Annotated in this window: 20 protein-coding genes, 2 tRNA genes and 2 pseudogenes; 14 read left to right on the top strand and 10 right to left on the bottom strand. The window is 60.8% G+C overall.

Annotated features, from left to right (window positions below):
* Positions 1 to 157: 157 nt before the first annotated feature.
* Together DVH29_RS15025 and DVH29_RS15020 are read right to left on the bottom strand one after the other, a co-directional pair.
* Complete coding sequence (locus DVH29_RS15025; RefSeq protein WP_158541696.1) at positions 158 to 505, bottom strand: response regulator; 348 nt, start codon at positions 503 to 505, stop codon at positions 158 to 160.
* Between the two features lie 39 nt (positions 506 to 544).
* Positions 545 to 1,471 carry a sensor histidine kinase gene (locus DVH29_RS15020; protein ID WP_158541695.1) on the bottom strand — a complete coding sequence of 309 codons (927 nt, stop codon included), beginning with the start codon at positions 1,469 to 1,471 and terminating at the stop codon, positions 545 to 547.
* A gap of 363 nt (positions 1,472 to 1,834) precedes the next feature.
* Here DVH29_RS15020 and DVH29_RS15015 point away from each other — a divergent pair, with 363 nt between their 5' ends.
* Positions 1,835 to 2,365, top strand: coding sequence for a DUF488 domain-containing protein (locus DVH29_RS15015; RefSeq protein WP_114647003.1), 531 nt, complete (start codon positions 1,835 to 1,837; stop codon positions 2,363 to 2,365).
* A 49-nt stretch (positions 2,366 to 2,414) separates the two neighbouring features.
* On the opposite strand, the gene DVH29_RS15010 is transcribed toward DVH29_RS15015, so the two are convergent.
* The 5 genes from DVH29_RS15010 to DVH29_RS14990 all read right to left on the bottom strand — a co-directional run bounded on the left by DVH29_RS15010 (position 2,415) and on the right by DVH29_RS14990 (position 5,564).
* Positions 2,415 to 3,002 (bottom strand): exopolysaccharide biosynthesis protein, encoded by a 588-nt coding sequence (locus DVH29_RS15010; protein ID WP_114647002.1) that lies wholly within the window; start codon positions 3,000 to 3,002, stop codon positions 2,415 to 2,417.
* A gap of 434 nt (positions 3,003 to 3,436) precedes the next feature.
* Positions 3,437 to 3,715, bottom strand: a complete 279-nt coding sequence (locus DVH29_RS16670) for a hypothetical protein (RefSeq protein WP_245945021.1) — start codon at positions 3,713 to 3,715, stop codon at positions 3,437 to 3,439.
* Positions 3,716 to 4,302: 587 nt separating this feature from the next.
* A complete protein-coding gene (locus DVH29_RS16260; RefSeq protein WP_147276125.1) occupies positions 4,303 to 4,638 on the bottom strand; it encodes a hypothetical protein in 336 nt (111 codons plus the stop codon).
* Positions 4,639 to 4,669: 31 nt separating this feature from the next.
* A complete protein-coding gene (locus DVH29_RS16255; RefSeq protein ID WP_147276124.1) occupies positions 4,670 to 5,410 on the bottom strand; it encodes a DUF6538 domain-containing protein in 741 nt (246 codons plus the stop codon).
* Positions 5,411 to 5,489: 79 nt separating this feature from the next.
* Positions 5,490 to 5,564, bottom strand: a tRNA-Thr gene (locus tag DVH29_RS14990).
* A gap of 128 nt (positions 5,565 to 5,692) precedes the next feature.
* On the opposite strand from DVH29_RS14990, the gene DVH29_RS16515 reads away from it, so the two are divergent.
* The 10 genes and pseudogenes from DVH29_RS16515 to DVH29_RS14950 all read left to right on the top strand — a co-directional run bounded on the left by DVH29_RS16515 (position 5,693) and on the right by DVH29_RS14950 (position 11,493).
* Positions 5,693 to 5,869: a hypothetical protein gene (locus DVH29_RS16515; RefSeq protein WP_199562610.1), complete on the top strand. Its 177-nt coding sequence runs from the start codon at positions 5,693 to 5,695 to the stop codon at positions 5,867 to 5,869.
* A 112-nt stretch (positions 5,870 to 5,981) separates the two neighbouring features.
* Positions 5,982 to 7,274: a UDP-N-acetylglucosamine 1-carboxyvinyltransferase gene (gene murA / locus DVH29_RS14985; protein WP_114646998.1), complete on the top strand. Its 1,293-nt coding sequence runs from the start codon at positions 5,982 to 5,984 to the stop codon at positions 7,272 to 7,274.
* A 14-nt stretch (positions 7,275 to 7,288) separates the two neighbouring features.
* The gene (locus DVH29_RS14980) at positions 7,289 to 7,792 is read left to right on the top strand and encodes a DUF2948 family protein (RefSeq protein ID WP_245945019.1); all 504 of its coding nucleotides are present in this window, start codon (positions 7,289 to 7,291) and stop codon (positions 7,790 to 7,792) included.
* A gap of 19 nt (positions 7,793 to 7,811) precedes the next feature.
* Positions 7,812 to 9,104, top strand: coding sequence for a histidinol dehydrogenase (gene hisD, locus DVH29_RS14975; RefSeq protein ID WP_114646997.1), 1,293 nt, complete (start codon positions 7,812 to 7,814; stop codon positions 9,102 to 9,104).
* Positions 9,104 to 9,577: pseudogene (locus tag DVH29_RS16665) on the top strand (UPF0262 family protein); the annotation flags it as partial. The gene hisD and the pseudogene DVH29_RS16665, both read left to right, overlap by 1 nt.
* Before the next feature lie 6 nt (positions 9,578 to 9,583).
* On the top strand, positions 9,584 to 10,063 hold the full coding sequence (locus DVH29_RS16660; protein WP_281270847.1) for an arsenate reductase ArsC: 480 nt from the start codon (positions 9,584 to 9,586) through the stop codon (positions 10,061 to 10,063).
* A gap of 87 nt (positions 10,064 to 10,150) precedes the next feature.
* The gene (gene infA / locus DVH29_RS14965; protein ID WP_024708546.1) at positions 10,151 to 10,369 is read left to right on the top strand and encodes a translation initiation factor IF-1; all 219 of its coding nucleotides are present in this window, start codon (positions 10,151 to 10,153) and stop codon (positions 10,367 to 10,369) included.
* A gap of 57 nt (positions 10,370 to 10,426) precedes the next feature.
* Positions 10,427 to 11,065 carry a Maf-like protein gene (locus tag DVH29_RS14960; RefSeq protein ID WP_114646995.1) on the top strand — a complete coding sequence of 213 codons (639 nt, stop codon included), beginning with the start codon at positions 10,427 to 10,429 and terminating at the stop codon, positions 11,063 to 11,065.
* Positions 11,066 to 11,068: 3 nt separating this feature from the next.
* Positions 11,069 to 11,257, top strand: a complete 189-nt coding sequence (gene yacG / locus DVH29_RS14955; RefSeq protein WP_114646994.1) for a DNA gyrase inhibitor YacG — start codon at positions 11,069 to 11,071, stop codon at positions 11,255 to 11,257.
* 160 nt (positions 11,258 to 11,417) lie between these two features.
* A tRNA-Phe gene (locus DVH29_RS14950) sits at positions 11,418 to 11,493 on the top strand.
* Between the two features lie 6 nt (positions 11,494 to 11,499).
* Here the strand turns inward: DVH29_RS14950 and DVH29_RS16815 are convergent.
* Both DVH29_RS16815 and DVH29_RS16810 read right to left on the bottom strand, forming a co-directional pair.
* Positions 11,500 to 11,697 (bottom strand): hypothetical protein, encoded by a 198-nt coding sequence (locus DVH29_RS16815; RefSeq protein WP_245945017.1) that lies wholly within the window; start codon positions 11,695 to 11,697, stop codon positions 11,500 to 11,502.
* Between the two features lie 3 nt (positions 11,698 to 11,700).
* Positions 11,701 to 11,853, bottom strand: a pseudogene (locus tag DVH29_RS16810) (tyrosine-type recombinase/integrase); the annotation flags it as partial.
* A 184-nt stretch (positions 11,854 to 12,037) separates the two neighbouring features.
* On the opposite strand from DVH29_RS16810, the gene istA reads away from it, so the two are divergent.
* Both istA and istB read left to right on the top strand, forming a co-directional pair.
* A complete protein-coding gene (istA, locus tag DVH29_RS14940; RefSeq protein WP_114646992.1) occupies positions 12,038 to 13,462 on the top strand; it encodes an IS21 family transposase in 1,425 nt (474 codons plus the stop codon).
* Positions 13,462 to 14,292 carry an IS21-like element helper ATPase IstB gene (istB, locus tag DVH29_RS14935; protein WP_199562611.1) on the top strand — a complete coding sequence of 277 codons (831 nt, stop codon included), beginning with the start codon at positions 13,462 to 13,464 and terminating at the stop codon, positions 14,290 to 14,292. Before istA ends, istB begins: the two co-directional genes overlap by 1 nt.
* Here istB and DVH29_RS16510 read toward each other — a convergent pair.
* Positions 14,197 to 14,871 carry an LvrA C-terminal domain-related protein gene (locus DVH29_RS16510; protein WP_199562609.1) on the bottom strand — a complete coding sequence of 225 codons (675 nt, stop codon included), beginning with the start codon at positions 14,869 to 14,871 and terminating at the stop codon, positions 14,197 to 14,199. The two genes, istB and DVH29_RS16510, sit on opposite strands and share 96 nt — an antisense overlap.
* Positions 14,872 to 15,265: 394 nt before the next feature.
* Between DVH29_RS16510 and DVH29_RS14930 the strand changes: the two genes are divergently transcribed.
* The gene (locus DVH29_RS14930) at positions 15,266 to 16,417 is read left to right on the top strand and encodes a GGDEF domain-containing protein (RefSeq protein ID WP_147276123.1); all 1,152 of its coding nucleotides are present in this window, start codon (positions 15,266 to 15,268) and stop codon (positions 16,415 to 16,417) included.
* The last annotated feature ends 214 nt before the right edge of the window (positions 16,418 to 16,631 follow it).

The raw sequence follows: 16,631 nt of genomic DNA, 5'->3' as shown, positions 1-16,631 counted from the left end.
CGGCCCTCGGCTGATATCCTCATCGCCGCCGGGCCATTCGGCATTGACGTAAGTGGCCGCTGTCCAGCGTCCTGATTGATTTCAGCCCATAGTGGTCGAACTTGTTCCCGCGGGCCGAATGGGAGATTTTGGACTCTTGCAAGCCTCACCCGACTGGCTAGCCTCGCCGTAAGAACTGATCGATATCGCCTGAGCTTACCGGTTTGGTAATAACCGGCACATCATCGAAGGCAGCGTCTACGAAGTCTTTGGCGTATCCAGAGACGAATGCGAACGGAATGTTTCTCTCTTGAAGAGCAGACGCTATATCGTAGCTCGTTTCATTGCCCAAATTGATATCGAGGAAGGCCATAACTATGGTCTCATTTTCAACGATTGTCATAGCTCCCGCCACATTGCTTGCGGTGCTGATGTTTGAAAAACCTCTTTGCTGAAGCTGGGTATGAAGGTCGAGGAGGACGAGAAATTCGTCGTCAACTATTAGGATATGGCTATTCAGATCCACATGAGCTCCGGGTCTGGAAACACAAGCTATTGCAGTCGATCAAAATCGCATGCTGAATTCCAAACCCCCGGGAGCGTATTTAAGTTCAGTGTCGGCGTTCAATTCATGCTTTAGGGCAAATGTCAGAATTTTGGTCCCGAACCCGCTGCGCTGCGGCTGGTGAACTTCGGGACCACCTCGTTCTACCCATTTCAGCACCATCATTTCAGGCGAATCTGCCGACGTTTTCCAGCCTAGAAGAACGTATCCCCCGGGTTGAGAAAGTGCCCCATACTTGGTGGCGTTGGTCGCGAGTTCGTTCAGCGCTAAGGCCAATGAACTCGCCTGGGGCGGCGTTAGCTCCACCTTTGCACCATCTGTGATCTGTATGGCATCGTCATTGGGATGAAACGGGAGGAGCACCGAGTCAACAAGATCACGCAATTGCACACCGTTCCAATCATCTTTGATGAGGAGATCGGTGCTGGCGGCAAGCGCCATTATGCGATGCGTGAAAGCAGCATTCAGATCAGCGAACTGAGGGTCATCATAGGTTTGTCCGGCGATAGCACGAACCGTGCTCAGGGTGTTTTTGACACGGTGCTTGAGTTCATTCACCAGCAACTGCTGGCGTTCTTCACTCCGCTTGCGGTCTGAAATGTCCCGAGCGATCTTAGACGCCCCCATGATGCGCCCCTGTGCGTCGACCAGTGGCGAGATCGTCAAGGATACGTGAACCTCGCTGCCGTCCTTGGTCCTGCGCACTGTGTCGAAATGCTCGACCCGCTCACCGCGCCTTATCCGGCGTAGGATTTCATCCTCTTCCGAGCGTAATGTTTCGGGAATCAGCTTTGTGATGGACTGGTCGATCATCTCATCGTGCTGATAGCCGAAGATTCGTGTGGCTGCGTCATTCCATGACGTCACGACACCGTCGAGGCTCTTGGTGATGATCGCATCGTTAGACGAAGCAACAAGCGCCGCCAAGAATGCAGCTTCCAGTTCGGGATGTGGTAGCAACTCTGATGCCTAGGGTTAGGTCCATGGTGCACTGACGAAGTCCATTTATGGCTAAATCAGGAATTGTTGCAATAGCTTGCCCTCGGCGAGGCCCGTAAATTGAACGCAAGTCTCAGGCTATGGGATTGCGGATCGGGCGGGGCAGGGGCATCAGTACGTTTGGACATCTCGCCCGGCCCCAAGCTGCTAAAATAGGCTCAGCCTTGGCTTGGCCTGTCAGAAGGCGCAACGTCCCCCCCAGCGTAATCGATAAGATCGCTGCGATGGCTCTATCAGTGCCCGTGAAGGGTTCACAGGAACGGTCGAGCACGCCAGGGCGTTGGCGCAATTATGGCGACCTTCCTGACTGTCGGGCATTCCAATCGACCACTCGACGAACTGATCGGGATGTTGCGCGATGCGCGAATTGCCCTGCTGATCGACGTTCGGACCTTTCCACAATCCCGGGCCAATCCCGCGTTCAATATTGAAAGCCTGCCGAATGCGCTGGCGAACGTGCAGATCGGGTATAGGCACTGTCCAGCGCTTGGTGGTCGACGTGGCAAGCAACCGGGCGTGGACGAACAAACCAATGCTTTCTGGCGAGTGCAGAGCTTTCACAATTACGCCGATTACGCCATGGGCAAGACGTTCGCAGCCGCACTCCGCCAACTGATGAAGCTGGGCCGCGATCACCGACTCGCTTTGATGTGTTCCGAAGCTGTCTGGTGGCGATGCCATCGCAGGATCATCACGGACTACCTGTTGATGAACGGCAACGAAGTGGATCACCTCATGTCGCCAGGACGCTGCGAACCCGCGAAGCTGACTGCCGGCGCGGTAAAAGCTTCGGGTGGGGTAATTACGTATCCAGCCGCTTAGCGGAGCTCTAACTGGGCGGCGGGCCAGCGGGATGGTGTCCTGCGGTGCATCACGTGCCGAGTGCTGTCAGCACAGAATAAATGGCGTAGCACCCCGTAGCGAGGATGGCCACGGCCAGGAGTGCTAATAGGCCGTCTCGAAAAAGCAGCGCCAGGCTCAGAAGACTGACAGACCCGGCCACGATGGTGGAGGTGAATGGGATGAACTCAAGTAGCGGCATTATCATCCCGAGCATCATGATCAGCAAGCCCAGCACCAAGCCGAACGGCTTATCGGCCAGACAGGACAGTCGGGGCTTTAGAATGCGCTCGATCCATCTGCTCGGGCTGCGCACCAGACCAAGGAACTTGCCCAGCATATCTGACGAAAGTGAGCGCTTGAGGATGAACCTGGGAAGCCAAACCGACTTCCTTCCGCAAACATATTGCGCCGCAACAATCGAGATGGTCAGTCCTGCGAAAGTCGGCAGTCCGGGAATAGCGCTGGCAGGAGAAGTAACAATTAGTGCAGGCACCAAAATGAGAGCTGGGAACGCTCGATAGCCAATAGAGTCCACCAAATCCTCTATCGACACATCGCCTTCCGCCAAATCTGAAATGCGGTCAAGAAGCGCGGATAAGGTGCGGTCGTGGGACATTAGATCTCGATAATGACTCAGTCGGTTATAATCAAAGACCGACGAAGCCAGCGGGTTCCCGTCTCCTGGAACAACTCATTATCTTTCGACCAATGTGTTTGTGATACCCTCAAGCTTGTCCGAGAGTAACTTGCGGGGTATTTTCTCTGGATCGGTTTGGGAGGCCACAGTACCGGCAGGGCGAAGCCCGTCCCAGGGGGAACCATGAATGAGCGCTATAGTCTCACCCAGCATGACGATGGTTCATGGAGCGTGATCGACGGCCTTCTAGATGGTCCGGCGGAGCTGAATGGGGTGGTGCTCCAGCACCTCTCCCGCGACGATGCAGCCCTCCTCTGTGCAGCCCTCAGGCGACAGGATGAGGAACTGAAGGCTCGCCTCGACGAGGTCCTTTACAAGGGCCCCCGGGGGTAGACCCTCACGATCGATTCGACCTAGCGTCCGACAATGACCAGCCCGGCCGCTTCCTCTATATCCCTGCCAAGATGCCTCAGAACCTTGCCCCTGGGGCGCGGATAGACATGCATCTCGATGGTTCCCCCATCGGGGCCTTGCCAGCGCCTGTGGCTGCCCGACGCCATCCTGTGCACGAGCTTGGCGGCCTGCACGAGCTGGAACTCCTTGTGCTCCGGATGCGGGTCTGCCTCGATCATGGCTTCGATAGCGAGCCAGGCGGCGATGACCTCGACAGGATTGACCTGGGCCTTTCGCAACCGTGCCCAGGCTGCCCGGGCGCGGTCCTCAGGAGAAAGCCCTCGCAACCGGAAGGCTTCCACATGCGGCCCGGCTCGCTGATAGAGGCCTTCAACACGAGCAATGGCGCTTACGACGTCCCTGCGCTCCCCGTGTTCAGCTAACCAGCGTCGGGCATGCTGACGGTGCGGCTTGAGTTCAGCGGCCGTATAGCTGGCCTTGTAGGGGCTCCCGTGCCGACTATAGTGGTCTGCATGTGATCGACAGAACCTCATGTCGAGGCCGTCATTGGTGGCGGCTCGAGCAGGTCTGCCGCATCCCACGACTCGGCACATTCCGGCCGCCCACGAGGAATGGGGGGCGATGAAGACGAAGGTGCAGGGAGGGCTTACAGTCTATCTTCCCTACAAACACCGATAGACTGCAGGGGCCACTTCCAAGCGGATGAAGTGCAAGCGGGCATTGGCCTCGGTCGAGAAGGGGCGTACTCGTTACCAATCGCCCTCGTTGAGCTTGTCGAAATAGGGTTGCTGATAAGTTAAACCTTTGCTGCCCGCAAATTGGCGCCACGGAAAGGCCTTCGCGCACTCGCAAACAAATGGGATGCTTAGTAGGCCCCTAGGAAGTTTTTTAAAAAGACAATGCCAAATGATAAGGTCAGCACGCCGACAACAATGATTGTCCCTCGCAGCCAGCCCGCTTTGCGGCTACGGGCTATAGTGATAGCTGCAATAGAAATATAGCCGATTAATGCTATTGTAATTGCTAGAGCTTCCCACTGTGCCGGAACGAGCCATGAAGTCACCGTCAGAACCATTCCAACGCTAGCAGCGCCTGCTATCCCTGCAGCGCTGTGCAACAGAGAATTCTTACGGTCCTCGGTAGTATCCGTTGCGATGGCTGCAAGGCTGAAAGCAAACCAATGGGCGGCGACGAGACCCACGAGAATGCCCCAAAGAGTTGGGACTGGACTCCTACCATGGGCCCCAGTCTGCACTAGGGTGTCGATCGCGGCGAGCAAGCTGATCGAAACGTATAATCGTCAGCCTTTTATGGGAGGCAGCATTTTGTCGAGGTTCTACAGTAACTGGGGGAAAGCGCTCTGAATTGGTATCAGGTCGATAGTCGCCGAGAGACCGCCGGTGGAGCAGTTCGCTAGCCTCATCCATTGCCTTGCCGAATTGCTCCAAGAGCTTGCCATAGGTTTGCTCATCAACTCGCAAATGCTTGCGCTGCAGCGTGGCGTCTACGAAGGCGCCGAATCGCCTCCGCATTGCTTCTTCATGTCTTTGGGTCTCGTTGCCGATATAGAGAATATCGCCCGTGAAGGCGGCTTCGTTTGCCGATCTCACCCGCTGCCAAATTTCTGGGTCGCCAGGATCGTCCTCCAAAGCAGAAAAGGCGCGGTATGCTTCTCCGGAAAGGGCCACGATCTGTTTATGGGTGAGCCTTGCCGGGGCATTGGCAAAGCTATCCCATATGGCATTGAATTGCGGCAGCACTTCCGCTGTCAAACGCTTGGCTTCCGCTGGGTCTTTAGTGCCCAGGGACACCTTGACTTCATCGCCGAGCTTGGCCCGGGAAAGCTTCCCGCCGATCATTACGGAAACTGTTTGGCCCCTGGCTTGTGCTTTGTGCTTGGCTGGAACACGCTGGCGCAACCAATAGACGCCAGTGCTGGAGTGCTTGTAGGGTGAGGGCATTGCAAGGGCCATGTGTATCACCTCTGTGTATCAACAGAGGCGCGGAATAGACAGACAAATCAATAAGTTCTTATGCCTCAAGGACATAGAGTGGTGCTGCCGGAGAGATTTGAACTCTCGGCCTCTCCCTTACCAAGGGAGTGCTCTACCCCTGAGCTACGGCAGCACGATCATGTGCGGCGTGGCGGTGGCGCCAGCCGGATGCGGGCTTCTAGTGCCACAGCGAAACGGTGGACGCAAGGGCAAAAAACGGGCAGGTAACAGCCATTTCCCAACCGGAAAAAAGGCATCGCCATGGCCCATTCCGATCGCGAGCAAAGATTGGCCGCAAAGCTGCGGGAAAATCTGCGCCGCCGCAAGGTCCAGGCCAAGGCCCGGACCCAATCGCAAATCGCGCCGTCACAGGGGGAACGCCATGACCCGGATCAAGCCAATACGGATAGAGGCAAAGCCGGAGACGAAAAACCGTAGCGCCCGCGCTTTTCTTGCGGTCGGCCCCGCCCTGAGTTAACCAGACCCTCCAATCGCGACGCCGCCGGCCCGCCCGGCGATTCGCCTGTCCCTTCCGGCCAAGGAGCCCCCCATGGACCGTATTCGCCTCGTCGGTGGCAATGCGCTGAACGGAGAGATTCCGATCTCCGGCGCCAAGAACGCGGCGCTGCCGCTGATGATCGCCTCGCTGCTGTCCGACGAGCCGCTGGTCCTGGTCAACGTGCCGCGCCTCGCCGACGTCAAGCAGCTCGAACGCATCCTCGAAAATCACGGCGTCGACATCGCCGTGCATGGCCGCCGGCGCGGCGACGCCGACATGGGCGGCCAGCGCATCACCTTCACCGCCTCCGACATCGTCGACACCACGGCGCCCTATGAGCTGGTCTCGACCATGCGCGCCAGCTTCTGGGTGATCGGCCCGCTGCTCGCCCGCGAGGGCCACGCCAAGGTGTCGCTGCCCGGCGGCTGCGCCATCGGCACCCGCCCGGTCGATTTCTATCTCGAGGGGCTGCGCGAGCTCGGGGCGGAAATCGAGATCGATAATGGCTATGTCGTGGCCCGCGCGCCGGGCGGCAGGCTGCGCGGCGCCAATGTGCGCTTTCCCAAGGTTTCGGTCGGCGCCACCCATGTGGTGATGATGGCCGCCACCCTTGCCCAGGGCACCACGGTGATCGAGAACGCGGCGCGCGAGCCCGAAGTGGGCGACCTCGCCGAATGCCTCGTCGCCATGGGCGCCCGGATCACCGGCATCGGCACCGAGCGCCTGGTCATCGAGGGGGTCGAAAAGCTCGGCGGTGCCGTGCATGAAGTGCTGCCCGATCGCATCGAGACCGGCACCTATGCCATGGCCGCGGCGATGACCGGGGGCGATGTGCTGCTGCGCAATGCCCGGCCCGGACTGTTGCAGGCGGCCCTCGACGTGATCGGCCATGCGGGGATCGCGGTCGAGCCCGAGGCCGGCGGCATCCGCATCCGGCGCGGGGAGGGGCCCATCCGCCCCGTGGATGTGGAAACCGAGCCCTTTCCGGGCTTTCCCACCGATCTCCAGGCCCAGTTCATGGCGCTGATGACCCGCTCGGACGGGGTCTCGGTGATCAAGGAGACCATTTTCGAGAACCGTTTCATGCACGTGGCCGAACTGGCCCGCTTCGGGGCCAATATCCATGTGGACGGGCAATTGGCCCGGGTCACCGGCGTGCCGGAGCTGCGCGGCGCCCAGGTGATGGCCACCGATCTGCGCGCCTCGGTCTCCCTGGTCATCGCCGGGCTGGCCGCCCGGGGCGAGACCATCGTCAACCGCATCTACCATCTCGACCGGGGTTTCGAGCGGCTGGAAGACAAGCTCAGCCGCTGCGGCGCGGTGATCGAGCGCATCGCGGGCTAGGCGGGCTGTCGAATGTGCTTGCACTTTGGGCCCGCAATGCCCAGATGAACGCCATGACCCTCGACGCCATCTCAACCGGAACCGCCATGACCGATCTCAAGCTTCTCGCGCTGGACAGCGAAGACCTCGACATCGTTTCCGCCCATGTGCAGGACGCCGTGGTGAGGGTGGGGGACATGGGCTATTCCAAGTCCGACCGCCGCTTCGTCCTGTTGATCAACCGCTATGCCTGGGAGGTCAGCGATCCCGGGGGCCGGGGACAGCGCAAGCGGGCCGGGCTGCATTTCGATTTCGTCAAGGCCGCCCATGCGGAAGGCTTCGACCTCAACGCCAAGGACGGCGTGCTCGAACTGCTCGCCATCAGCTTTGCGGCCGGCGACGCGCCCGAGGGCGATGTCTTGCTTACCTTTGCCGGCGGTGGCAGGGTGCGGCTCGAAGTCGAGTGTCTCGAAGCGCGCCTTCGCGACCTCGGCGGTGTCTGGGCGGCCAAGGCCCAGCCCAAGCACGACGTCGACTGACCAGGGCACCACTTAGCATATGACCGTCTTTCTTTCGAGCGCCGAACCCGGCTTCGCGCAGGCTTTCGAAGCCCTGCTCGCCTCCAAGCGCGAGGCCTCCGTCGAGGTCGGCGAAACCGTCGCCGCGATCATCGCGGATGTGCGCCGGCGCGGCGACGAGGCGCTGATCGCGCTGACGGAAAAGCTCGACGGCGTGGCGCTGACCCCGCAAACGCTGCGGATCGCGCCCGAGGAGATCGAGGCGGCCTATAAGGGCATCGCTCCCGATGTGCGGGCGGCGCTGGAACTGGCCCACGCGCGGATCACCGCCCATCACGAAAAGCAGAAGCCCGCCGACAGCCTCTATACCGACGCCGTCGGGGTGACGCTGGGCAGCCGCTGGACTCCCATCGAGGCGGTGGGGCTCTATGTGCCCGGCGGGCTCGCCTCCTATCCCTCCTCGGTTCTGATGAACGCCATTCCCGCCAAGGTGGCCGGGGTCGAGCGGCTGGCCATGGTTGTGCCCACGCCCAGGGGGGTGATCAATCCGGCCGTGCTGGCCGCGGCCCGTATCGCCGGGGTCGACGAGATCTACCGCGTCGGAGGCGCGCAGGCCGTGGCCGCGCTGGCCTTCGGAACGCGCACCATCGCGCCGGTCTACAAGATCGTCGGGCCCGGCAATGCCTATGTGGCCGCCGCCAAGCGGCAGGTCTTCGGGACCGTGGGGATCGACATGATCGCCGGCCCCTCCGAGGTGCTGGTCATCGCCGACCATACCGCCAACCCCGCCTGGGTCGCCGCCGATCTTCTCGCCCAGGCCGAGCATGGCGGCGGCGCGCAGGCGATCCTGTTGACCACCAGCACGGAACTGGCGGCAGCGGTCCGCGACGAGGTGGAGCGGCAACTCGGAACCTTGCGGGCGCCCGAAACCGCGCGTGCCGGCTGGGAGGAGTTCGGAGCGATCATCACCGTGCCTTCGCTCGAGGACGCCATCCCGCTCGCCAACCGCATCGCCTCAGAGCATGTGGAACTGGCCCTTGCCGACCCGCAGCCGGTCGTCGCGCTTATCCGCAATGCCGGGGCGATTTTTGTCGGCCATCACACCCCCGAGGCGATCGGCGATTATGTGGGCGGCTCCAACCACGTGCTGCCCACGGCGCGTTCGGCGCGCTTTGCCTCGGGGCTCGGCGTGCTCGATTTCGTCAAGCGCACCTCGATCCTCTCCTGCACGCCGCAGGCGCTGGCCGAACTGGGCGCCGCCACGGTGATCCTGGCCGAGACCGAAGGGCTGGAGGCCCATGGCCGGTCGGTGTCCATAAGGCTCAATCATTGATGGACAAGCGGCCCTTCGATCCGAAAACCGACCGGATCGTCACGGTCACCCTCGACCCCAACACCATCACCTCGGTCGATCCCGACGAGGTGCATGAATGGCGCATCGCCAGCTATGACCTGATCGACACCAACCGCTTCTATCCCGCCCGCGTCACCGCGAAGGGGCCTTATGCGCTGCACCTTTCGATCGTCCACAACCATATCGTGCTCGACGTGCGCCATCCCGAGACCTTCAAGCCGATCGCCGCGCATTACCTTTCGCTGACCCCGTTCCGCGGCCTGATCCGCGATTATTTCCGCATCCGCGAAAGCTATTACGAAGCCATCCGCTCGGCCTCCACCCATCAGATCGAGGCGGTCGACATGGGCCGGCGCGGATTGCACAACCAGGCGGCTGAGCTGCTGATCCAGCGGCTCGACAACAAGCTGGTGATCGATCTGGAAACCGCGCGCCGGCTGTTCACCCTGATCTGCGCCGTGCAGCCCTATGCCACCCGGGTGACCGAGGAAGAGAGCCAGCTTCCCACCATATTGTTCGTCTGCTCGATGAATTCGGTGCGTTCGCCTATCGCTGCCGCCATGGCGCGCCGGCATTTCCCCGGACGGCTGATCGCCCGTTCGGCCGGGGTGCGCTCGGGCAAGGTCGACCATTTCGTGCATCAGGTGATGGAGGAGATCGGCGTCGACATGTCCGTCCATACCCCCCACACCATGGACGAATTGATGGCCTCCAATTTCGACATCATCATCACCCTCGCCGACGATGCGCGGCGGGCCGTCGCCGAGCGCGGGCTGCATGCCGACGTGATGGAACATTGGGACCTCGAGGACCCCTCCGAGGTGGAGGGGACCCGCGAGACGGCGCTCGCCGCCTATCGCAGCCTGCGCGACCAGCTCGACCGGCGCCTGGCCCAGGGGCTTCCGGCCCTGCTGGAGGCGGTGGAAAACGGGGTCTGATCTGGCCCTTTCCTTTATCGGCGTTTGCGTTTAGTTTGCGCGCCAAATCGCGCGCCCCGCGAATAGGGGGCCTTATCAGGAGAAAGAATGGCAAAGGAAGAAGTGCTCGAGTTTCCGGGCGTCGTTGTCGAATTGCTTCCGAACGCGACATTTCGCGTCAAGCTCGAGAACGATCACGAGATCATCGCCCATACGGCCGGGCGCATGCGCAAGAACCGTATCCGCGTTCTGGCCGGCGACAAGGTGCTGGTCGAAATGACGCCCTACGATCTCACCAAGGGCCGCATCACCTACCGCTTCAAATAGGCCGGCCGCGACGCTTCCCGCGTCGGTCCGTCCATTATCCCACGAAGGGTGCCATCGGTGTCCGGACGTCCAGAACTCATTCTCGCTTCTGCATCTCCGCGTCGGCTGGCGCTGCTCAACCAGATCGGCATCGAACCCGATCACCTGATCCCCGCCCATGTGGACGAAACGCCCGAAACCGGGGAGCTGCCGCGCCGGCTCGCCCAGCGGCTCGCCCATGCCAAGGCCATGGAAGTGCGCAACAAGGCGCGCCAGGCCGGCATCGGCGGCGATGCGGTGATCCTGGCGGCCGATACGGTGGTGGCGGTGGGCCGGCGCATCCTGCCCAAGGCCGAGACCATGGACGAGGCCGCCAGCTGCATAAGGCTGCTGTCGGGGCGCTCGCACCGCGTCTTCACCGGGCTGTGCGTCGTTTCGGCCAATGGGCACGCCCGCGAGCGTGTGGTCGATACCCGCATAAGGTTCAAGCGCCTGAGCAGCAAGGAAATCGAAGCCTATCTCGCCAGCGGCGAATGGACCGGCAAGGCCGGCGGCTACGCCATTCAGGGGATCGCCGGGGCCTTCGTCGTCAAGCTCAGCGGCTCCTATCATGCCGTGGTCGGCCTGCCGCTCTACGAGACCGTTTCGCTGCTCTCGGGCGAAGGCTATCCGGTGCATTTCAACTGGCTCAATCCGGCGAACCTTACCGGAGTCTAGACCATGGCCTCGAACGTCACACGCCTGCGTCCGCCAAAACCCTGTCCCATCTGCGGCAAGCCCTCGGTGCAGCAATTCCACCCCTTCTGCTCGGCCCGCTGCGCCGATGTGGACCTCAACCGATGGCTCAAGGGCAGCTACGCCATCCCCGGCCGGCCGGCCGAGGACGAAAGCCGCGACGAGGACGATTGACCGGGGCGAGAGCCCCGGCTTCCCGCGCTCACGGCCCATGATGGCCGTGATTCAATAATTTGTCCAAAGCGGGAAAAATCTCCTTCGGGTCGCTGGACAGACCCCATTCGACCTCCTATAACCCCGCCACCAACCCGAGGCTCACCGCCTCGTCTTGGATGCCCAGGTAGCTCAGTTGGTAGAGCAGCGGATTGAAAATCCGCGTGTCGGCGGTTCAATTCCGTCCCTGGGCACCATTCATTTCATTTTTCATTGCTTTCCAGATTGTTAGCGGGCGCTCCTGTCCCACTCCCAAAATCTGCCTCTAAAAGTGGGGCATTTTTGTTCTCGACTTGTCCGGCTGAGAGCTTGGCCATCGCGTTTGCGGCCAGCACCTTCTGGCGTGCGCCGCGCGTATAGCGGACAATCTCTTTCGTGGTCCGGTGGCCTGTGACGGCCATGATTTCAAGTTCCGTGCAGCCTAGCTCTGCCATGCGCGCTGAGGCGGCTTTCCGAAGCCCGTGGGCGCTACAATGATTGAGGCCTGCCTCATCGCACCGCTTGCGAAACCAGTTGCCAAATCCGTTGCGCGTGAAAGGCTTGCCGAACTCGGTAATGATGAAGGTAAGGTCGCCACACGGCGATGCGTTGATGATCCGCTGTAGTTCGGGAATGATCGGTAGCTCGTGTGATTAGGCGTGCAATTTTGACCCCGGTTTGGGGTTAATCAGCATCCAATATTGACCCCCCTTATTTTGTTTTTAGCACAGCCTGTTTTGGTTTTTGACAGGCGGTCGGGGGATGAAGAGCGTGGATACGATTGCACGGGTTCGTCGGGCATATTTCGTGCAGGGCAAATCCATCAAGCAGATCGAGCGTGAGCTCCGTGTTGCGCGCAACACGGTGCGCAAGATCATCCGGTCGGGTGAGACGCGCTTTTCCTATGAGCGGGAGACCCAGCCCCTGCCGGCCATCGGTCCGTGGCAGGCAGAGCTGGATCGTCTGCTGCTGACCAATGAAGGCAAGCCCTCGCGCGAACGGCTGACGCTGATCCGGATCTATGAGGAGCTTTGCGGTCTTGGCTATGGTGGGAGTTATGACGCTGTCCGGCGCTATGGACGTCGCTGGAGCCGTGAGCGCTCGCAATCGGCATCCTCGGCCTATGTGCCGCTGAGTTTTTCTGCCGGGGAAGCTTACCAGTTCGACTGGAGCCACGAGATCGTCATTCTCAATGGCACAACGGTCACGATCAAGGTCGCCCATATGCGGCTTTGTCATAGCCGGATGATGTTCGTGCGGGCCTATCCGCGCGAGACCCAGGAGATGGTGTTCGATGCCCATGACCGGGCATTTGCGTTCTTCAAAGGTGCCTGCACGCGCGGCATCTACGACAACATGAAGACGGCGGTCGAGACGATCTTTGTGGGCAAGGAGCGGCTCTACAACCGGCGTTTTCTGCAAATGTGCAGCCATCACCTGGTCGACCCCGTCGCCTGCACGCCAGCCTCGGGCTGGGAGAAGGGCCAAGTGGAGAACCAGGTTGGGCTTGTCCGCGAGCGGTTCTTTACGCCCCGTCTGCGCTTTGCGTCCTATGAGGAGCTCAACGCCTGGCTGCTGGACAAGACCATCGCCTATGCCCGGGCGCACAAGCATCCCGAGTTCGGCGACCGCACAATCTGGGACGTGTTCGAAGCCGAGAGGCCCAGCCTTGTTCCCTTTACCGGACGCTTCGATGGCTTCCATGCGGTAACCGCTTCGGTGGCCAAGACGTGCCTGGTGCGGTTCGACAACAATAAATACTCGGTGGCGGCCCATGCCGGTGGCCGGCCGGTCGAGATCAGGGCTTATGCCGATCGGGTCGAGATCCGGCAGGACGGCGTGGTCGTGGGAGAACACGCCCGCTGTTTTGGCCGTGATCAGACCCTCTACGATCCCTGGCATTACGTGCCTGTTCTGGCCCGCAAACCCGGCGCGCTGCGCAACGGCGCGCCCTTCAAGGACTGGGTCCTGCCAGCCAGCATCGAGAAGATACGCCGTCGGCTGGCATCGGCAAGCGATGGAGATCGCCAGATGGTCTCGATCCTGACCAGCGTGCTCAACATCCTGGCCCGGCAGCGCGAGCCGCGCATAAAGCCGGTCATCCTCAACACCCCTCAGGCCCTCAGGCTCCGCATCGAGCCCACGGCCGATTGTTCCCGCTATGACAGCCTCAGGAGGGCAATATGATGGAACGTTCCGAGATCCTGACCACCATGAGCGCGCTCAAGCTCTACGGTATGAAGAATGCCTATGACGAGATCATCTCCACGGCCATAAAGCGCGAGCACCAGCCCGAACGCATCGTCTCGGACCTGCTCACCTCCGAGATCGCCGAGAAGCAGGCCCGCTCGATCAAGTATCAGATGACCATCGCCAAGTTCCCCCTGGCAAAGGATATCGGAGACTTCGTGTTCGATGACACGGGGATCAACCAGACCCAGATCAACGACCTCGCGGCGGGCAACTTCCTCGCCTCACAGCGCAATATCGTGCTGGTCGGCGGGACGGGAACCGGAAAGACCCATCTGGCAATCGCCATAGCCCGAGCCTGTATCCGCAATGGCGCACGCGGTAGATTCTTCAACGTCGTCGACCTGGTCAACAAGCTCGAGATCGAAGCCAGGGCTGGAAGGCAGGGGCGGATGGCCGAGTATATGGGGCGCAAGGACTTCGTCATCCTCGACGAACTGGGATATCTCCCCTTTGCCCAGTCAGGAGGCCAATTGCTCTTCCATCTGGTGAGCCGCCTCTATGAACAGACCTCGGTCATCGTCACCACCAACCTTACATTCGGGGAATGGCCATCCGTATTCGGTGACGCAAAGATGACCACCGCGCTGCTCGATCGGCTCACACATCACTGCGATATCGTCGAGACCGGCAACGAAAGCTGGCGATTCAAAAACAGGGAATATGCGCTCTCAGTGGATCCGCGGGCGAACCGCCTCCGCAACCCCGGCCAACTCCACCGGTTCGCCCGCTCCACAAACCAGGGGGTCAATATTGCATGCCGATAGGGGGGCAAACTTCAGTGCTGATTGACAAATGGCTGCATCGTCTCTGAACTGTTTGGCATAGTGACGTGCAGCTTTGACCGCCAATGCACGCTCTGCCTGATCGAGCTTCTTAAAGGCTCGAATGGCATCATTCTCACTGCTGCCCGGCCGCATAGGGAAAACCTGCCACAACTGGTCAAACAGCTCAACGCTGTCCGCTGGGGGGCTATGGGGGGAATATTTATTATTATCTCTTAGTTCTTTGTATGCGTCCTGATTTTCCGGAAGTGGCTTTTGCCCTACTTGAACGCAGTCAAACACCGTGTAGTTGACGCCGGTAATGCGCTTTGTGCTCTCATCGGTACAGCGATCGCGCGAGATATATCCGCCTTCGATTAGCTCGTTGATGAGCTTGTAGGCTTTGTCCCGGCCTATGCCGCCTTGGGCGCGCAGATCGTTGATGGAAACCGACCAGTTGTCTGGTTTTGCCAGAAGATACACCAGCAATCCTCTTGCCTCGAAAGACAGCCGCTCGTCATCTGCCAGTGCGTTCGGGATGAGTGCAAAGTTCTCAGATCGCTTGCGCTTGATAATGGTCATTTTGCCACCTCAAGTTCCGCTTCGAGATCTAAGAGGATGTCCTCTGCGATTTCGTCTCGCGCCGCCAGAATGCGTTCAGGGTCGACCTGGTAGGGAGAGAGGCGGACGATGTCGTTAGCGCGCTGCCGGGCAATTTTTCTGAATTCTGCCGGTGGGACAAAAACTGGGAATGCGTTAGCATGGGGGGCTGATCTTGACGGCCCCACTTCCTGCTAACTATATCGTATCGCTGTATCGGTGCTGCCCGTCCCTGGGCACCACCGCTTCCAGCGTCTTCTCATCAGCCGGCCGCTTCACTCCCTGACGGGGAGTTGATGCAACCGGGTGCATTCTATCGATCCGCTTTAACGGCCATTGAACCTGCGTGGTTTACGGACCATGGCAAGGAGTGGCCATGCTCGATCTCGATTTTCTGACGCTCTACATCGTCATCTTCCTCAATTCGCTCACCGTGACGGTGGTGTGGGCTGCCTTTGCCTATATATACCGGCCCCATTCCGCGTCGGTGCATTGGCTGGCCGCCTGCGCGCTTTCGCTGGTGGGCGGGATCGTGCTGGCGGTGCAGGGCAATGAAGGGGCGCTCGTCCCGGCAATCGCCGGCAATACCATCATCATCTTCGGCTTCAGCCAGTTCTGGATCGGACTGCGCCGCTTCCGGAATATGGCCGGCGGGCAGGGGGCGGCGGTCGCCATCACCGCCATCGCGTTCGGCCTGATGGTCGCCATGCATGACAATGACCGCGGGCGGGCGATGGTTTATGCGGGCGGGCAAAGCACGGTGATGCTGGTCTGTCTCATCCATCTGCTGCGCAATCGGCTGCCCGGCATTGGCGCTTTCATCGCCATCGTCGCCTTTTCGGTGGCTGGGCTGGGGCAGATCATGGTGATCGTCACCAATTGGGCGGTTCTCGCCGGCACTCTCGACTATGCGGTCTATTACGCGCTCGCCTCCTATGCACTCCTCTGCACGGTGTTCAGCGGCACCGTGTGGAATCTGGGCTTTGCCATGATGACCGTCGACAGCCTGCATCAACGGCTGGCCCGGCTTTCGGAAACCGACGAACTGACGGGGCTGGCCAACCGGCGGGCGCTGCAAAGGGCTCTGGATGCGGCCGGCTTGCGCGGCTCGGGCCATTCGGTGCTGCTCATCGACCTCAACGACTTCAAGCCCCTCAACGACACCCATGGGCATGCCGCGGGGGATGCCGCGCTGCAGTTTTTCGGCCGGCTCATCTCCGAATGCGTGCGCAGCACCGATGTGGTGGCCCGTATCGGGGGCGACGAATTCTGCATCCTGTTGCCGGGCGCCACCCGCGACGACGCCGAGGAAATCGCCCGGGAGATCCGGACGCGTCTCCAGGATACGCCCTTCATGTGGCAGGGACGGAGCCTGGCGCTGTCGGCCAGCATCGGCGCGGCCCAGAGCCGCGAAGCCATGGGCACCCAGGAAGACCTCGTGGCCGTTGCCGATCGGCGGCTCTACAAGGACAAGGTCCTCCATAAGACGGTTGAAAGCCAGGTCCAGCCTTCGAAGATGGTGTCGTAGTCCGGCCTGGAGCCGGGAGGTCGCGCCGCGATTTTCCCTATCTGGAGTTGCGGGAACAGTTGCCTCGATCTTCGGGGATGGCTAAAGACGGGAGCTTGTGACGAGGGACAGCACGGCCAGTGCTTCGCATGGAGTTTGCCCAGCGCATGATCGTTTGCGATTTGGCTTCGGCCCGGATCGGCCATGACGGCCCCGCGGCCCCCCACGGAGTTCC

It is taken from the genome of Pelagibacterium lacus (genome assembly GCF_003345525.1).
Classification (GTDB): Bacteria; Pseudomonadota; Alphaproteobacteria; order Rhizobiales; family Devosiaceae; genus Pelagibacterium; species Pelagibacterium lacus.
Note: the sequence above shows the minus strand (reverse complement) of the source record. Positions and strands in the feature narration are given on the sequence as shown.

Excerpts from the sequence above, each read along its gene's own strand:
- DVH29_RS15015 (WP_114647003.1), top strand. The coding sequence starts at position 1,835 with ATGGCGACCTTCCTGACTGTCGGGCATTCCAATCGACCACTCGACGAA.
- DVH29_RS15010 (WP_114647002.1), bottom strand. The coding sequence starts at position 3,002 with ATGTCCCACGACCGCACCTTATCCGCGCTTCTTGACCGCATTTCAGAT.
- DVH29_RS16255 (WP_147276124.1), bottom strand. The coding sequence starts at position 5,410 with ATGGCCCTTGCAATGCCCTCACCCTACAAGCACTCCAGCACTGGCGTC.
- DVH29_RS16515 (WP_199562610.1), top strand. The coding sequence starts at position 5,693 with ATGGCCCATTCCGATCGCGAGCAAAGATTGGCCGCAAAGCTGCGGGAA.
- murA (WP_114646998.1), top strand. The coding sequence starts at position 5,982 with ATGGACCGTATTCGCCTCGTCGGTGGCAATGCGCTGAACGGAGAGATT.
- hisD (WP_114646997.1), top strand. The coding sequence starts at position 7,812 with ATGACCGTCTTTCTTTCGAGCGCCGAACCCGGCTTCGCGCAGGCTTTC.
- infA (WP_024708546.1), top strand. The coding sequence starts at position 10,151 with ATGGCAAAGGAAGAAGTGCTCGAGTTTCCGGGCGTCGTTGTCGAATTG.
- yacG (WP_114646994.1), top strand. The coding sequence starts at position 11,069 with ATGGCCTCGAACGTCACACGCCTGCGTCCGCCAAAACCCTGTCCCATC.
- DVH29_RS16815 (WP_245945017.1), bottom strand. The coding sequence starts at position 11,697 with ATGGCCGTCACAGGCCACCGGACCACGAAAGAGATTGTCCGCTATACG.
- istA (WP_114646992.1), top strand. The coding sequence starts at position 12,038 with ATGAAGAGCGTGGATACGATTGCACGGGTTCGTCGGGCATATTTCGTG.
- istB (WP_199562611.1), top strand. The coding sequence starts at position 13,462 with ATGGAACGTTCCGAGATCCTGACCACCATGAGCGCGCTCAAGCTCTAC.
- DVH29_RS16510 (WP_199562609.1), bottom strand. The coding sequence starts at position 14,871 with ATGACCATTATCAAGCGCAAGCGATCTGAGAACTTTGCACTCATCCCG.
- DVH29_RS14930 (WP_147276123.1), top strand. The coding sequence starts at position 15,266 with ATGCTCGATCTCGATTTTCTGACGCTCTACATCGTCATCTTCCTCAAT.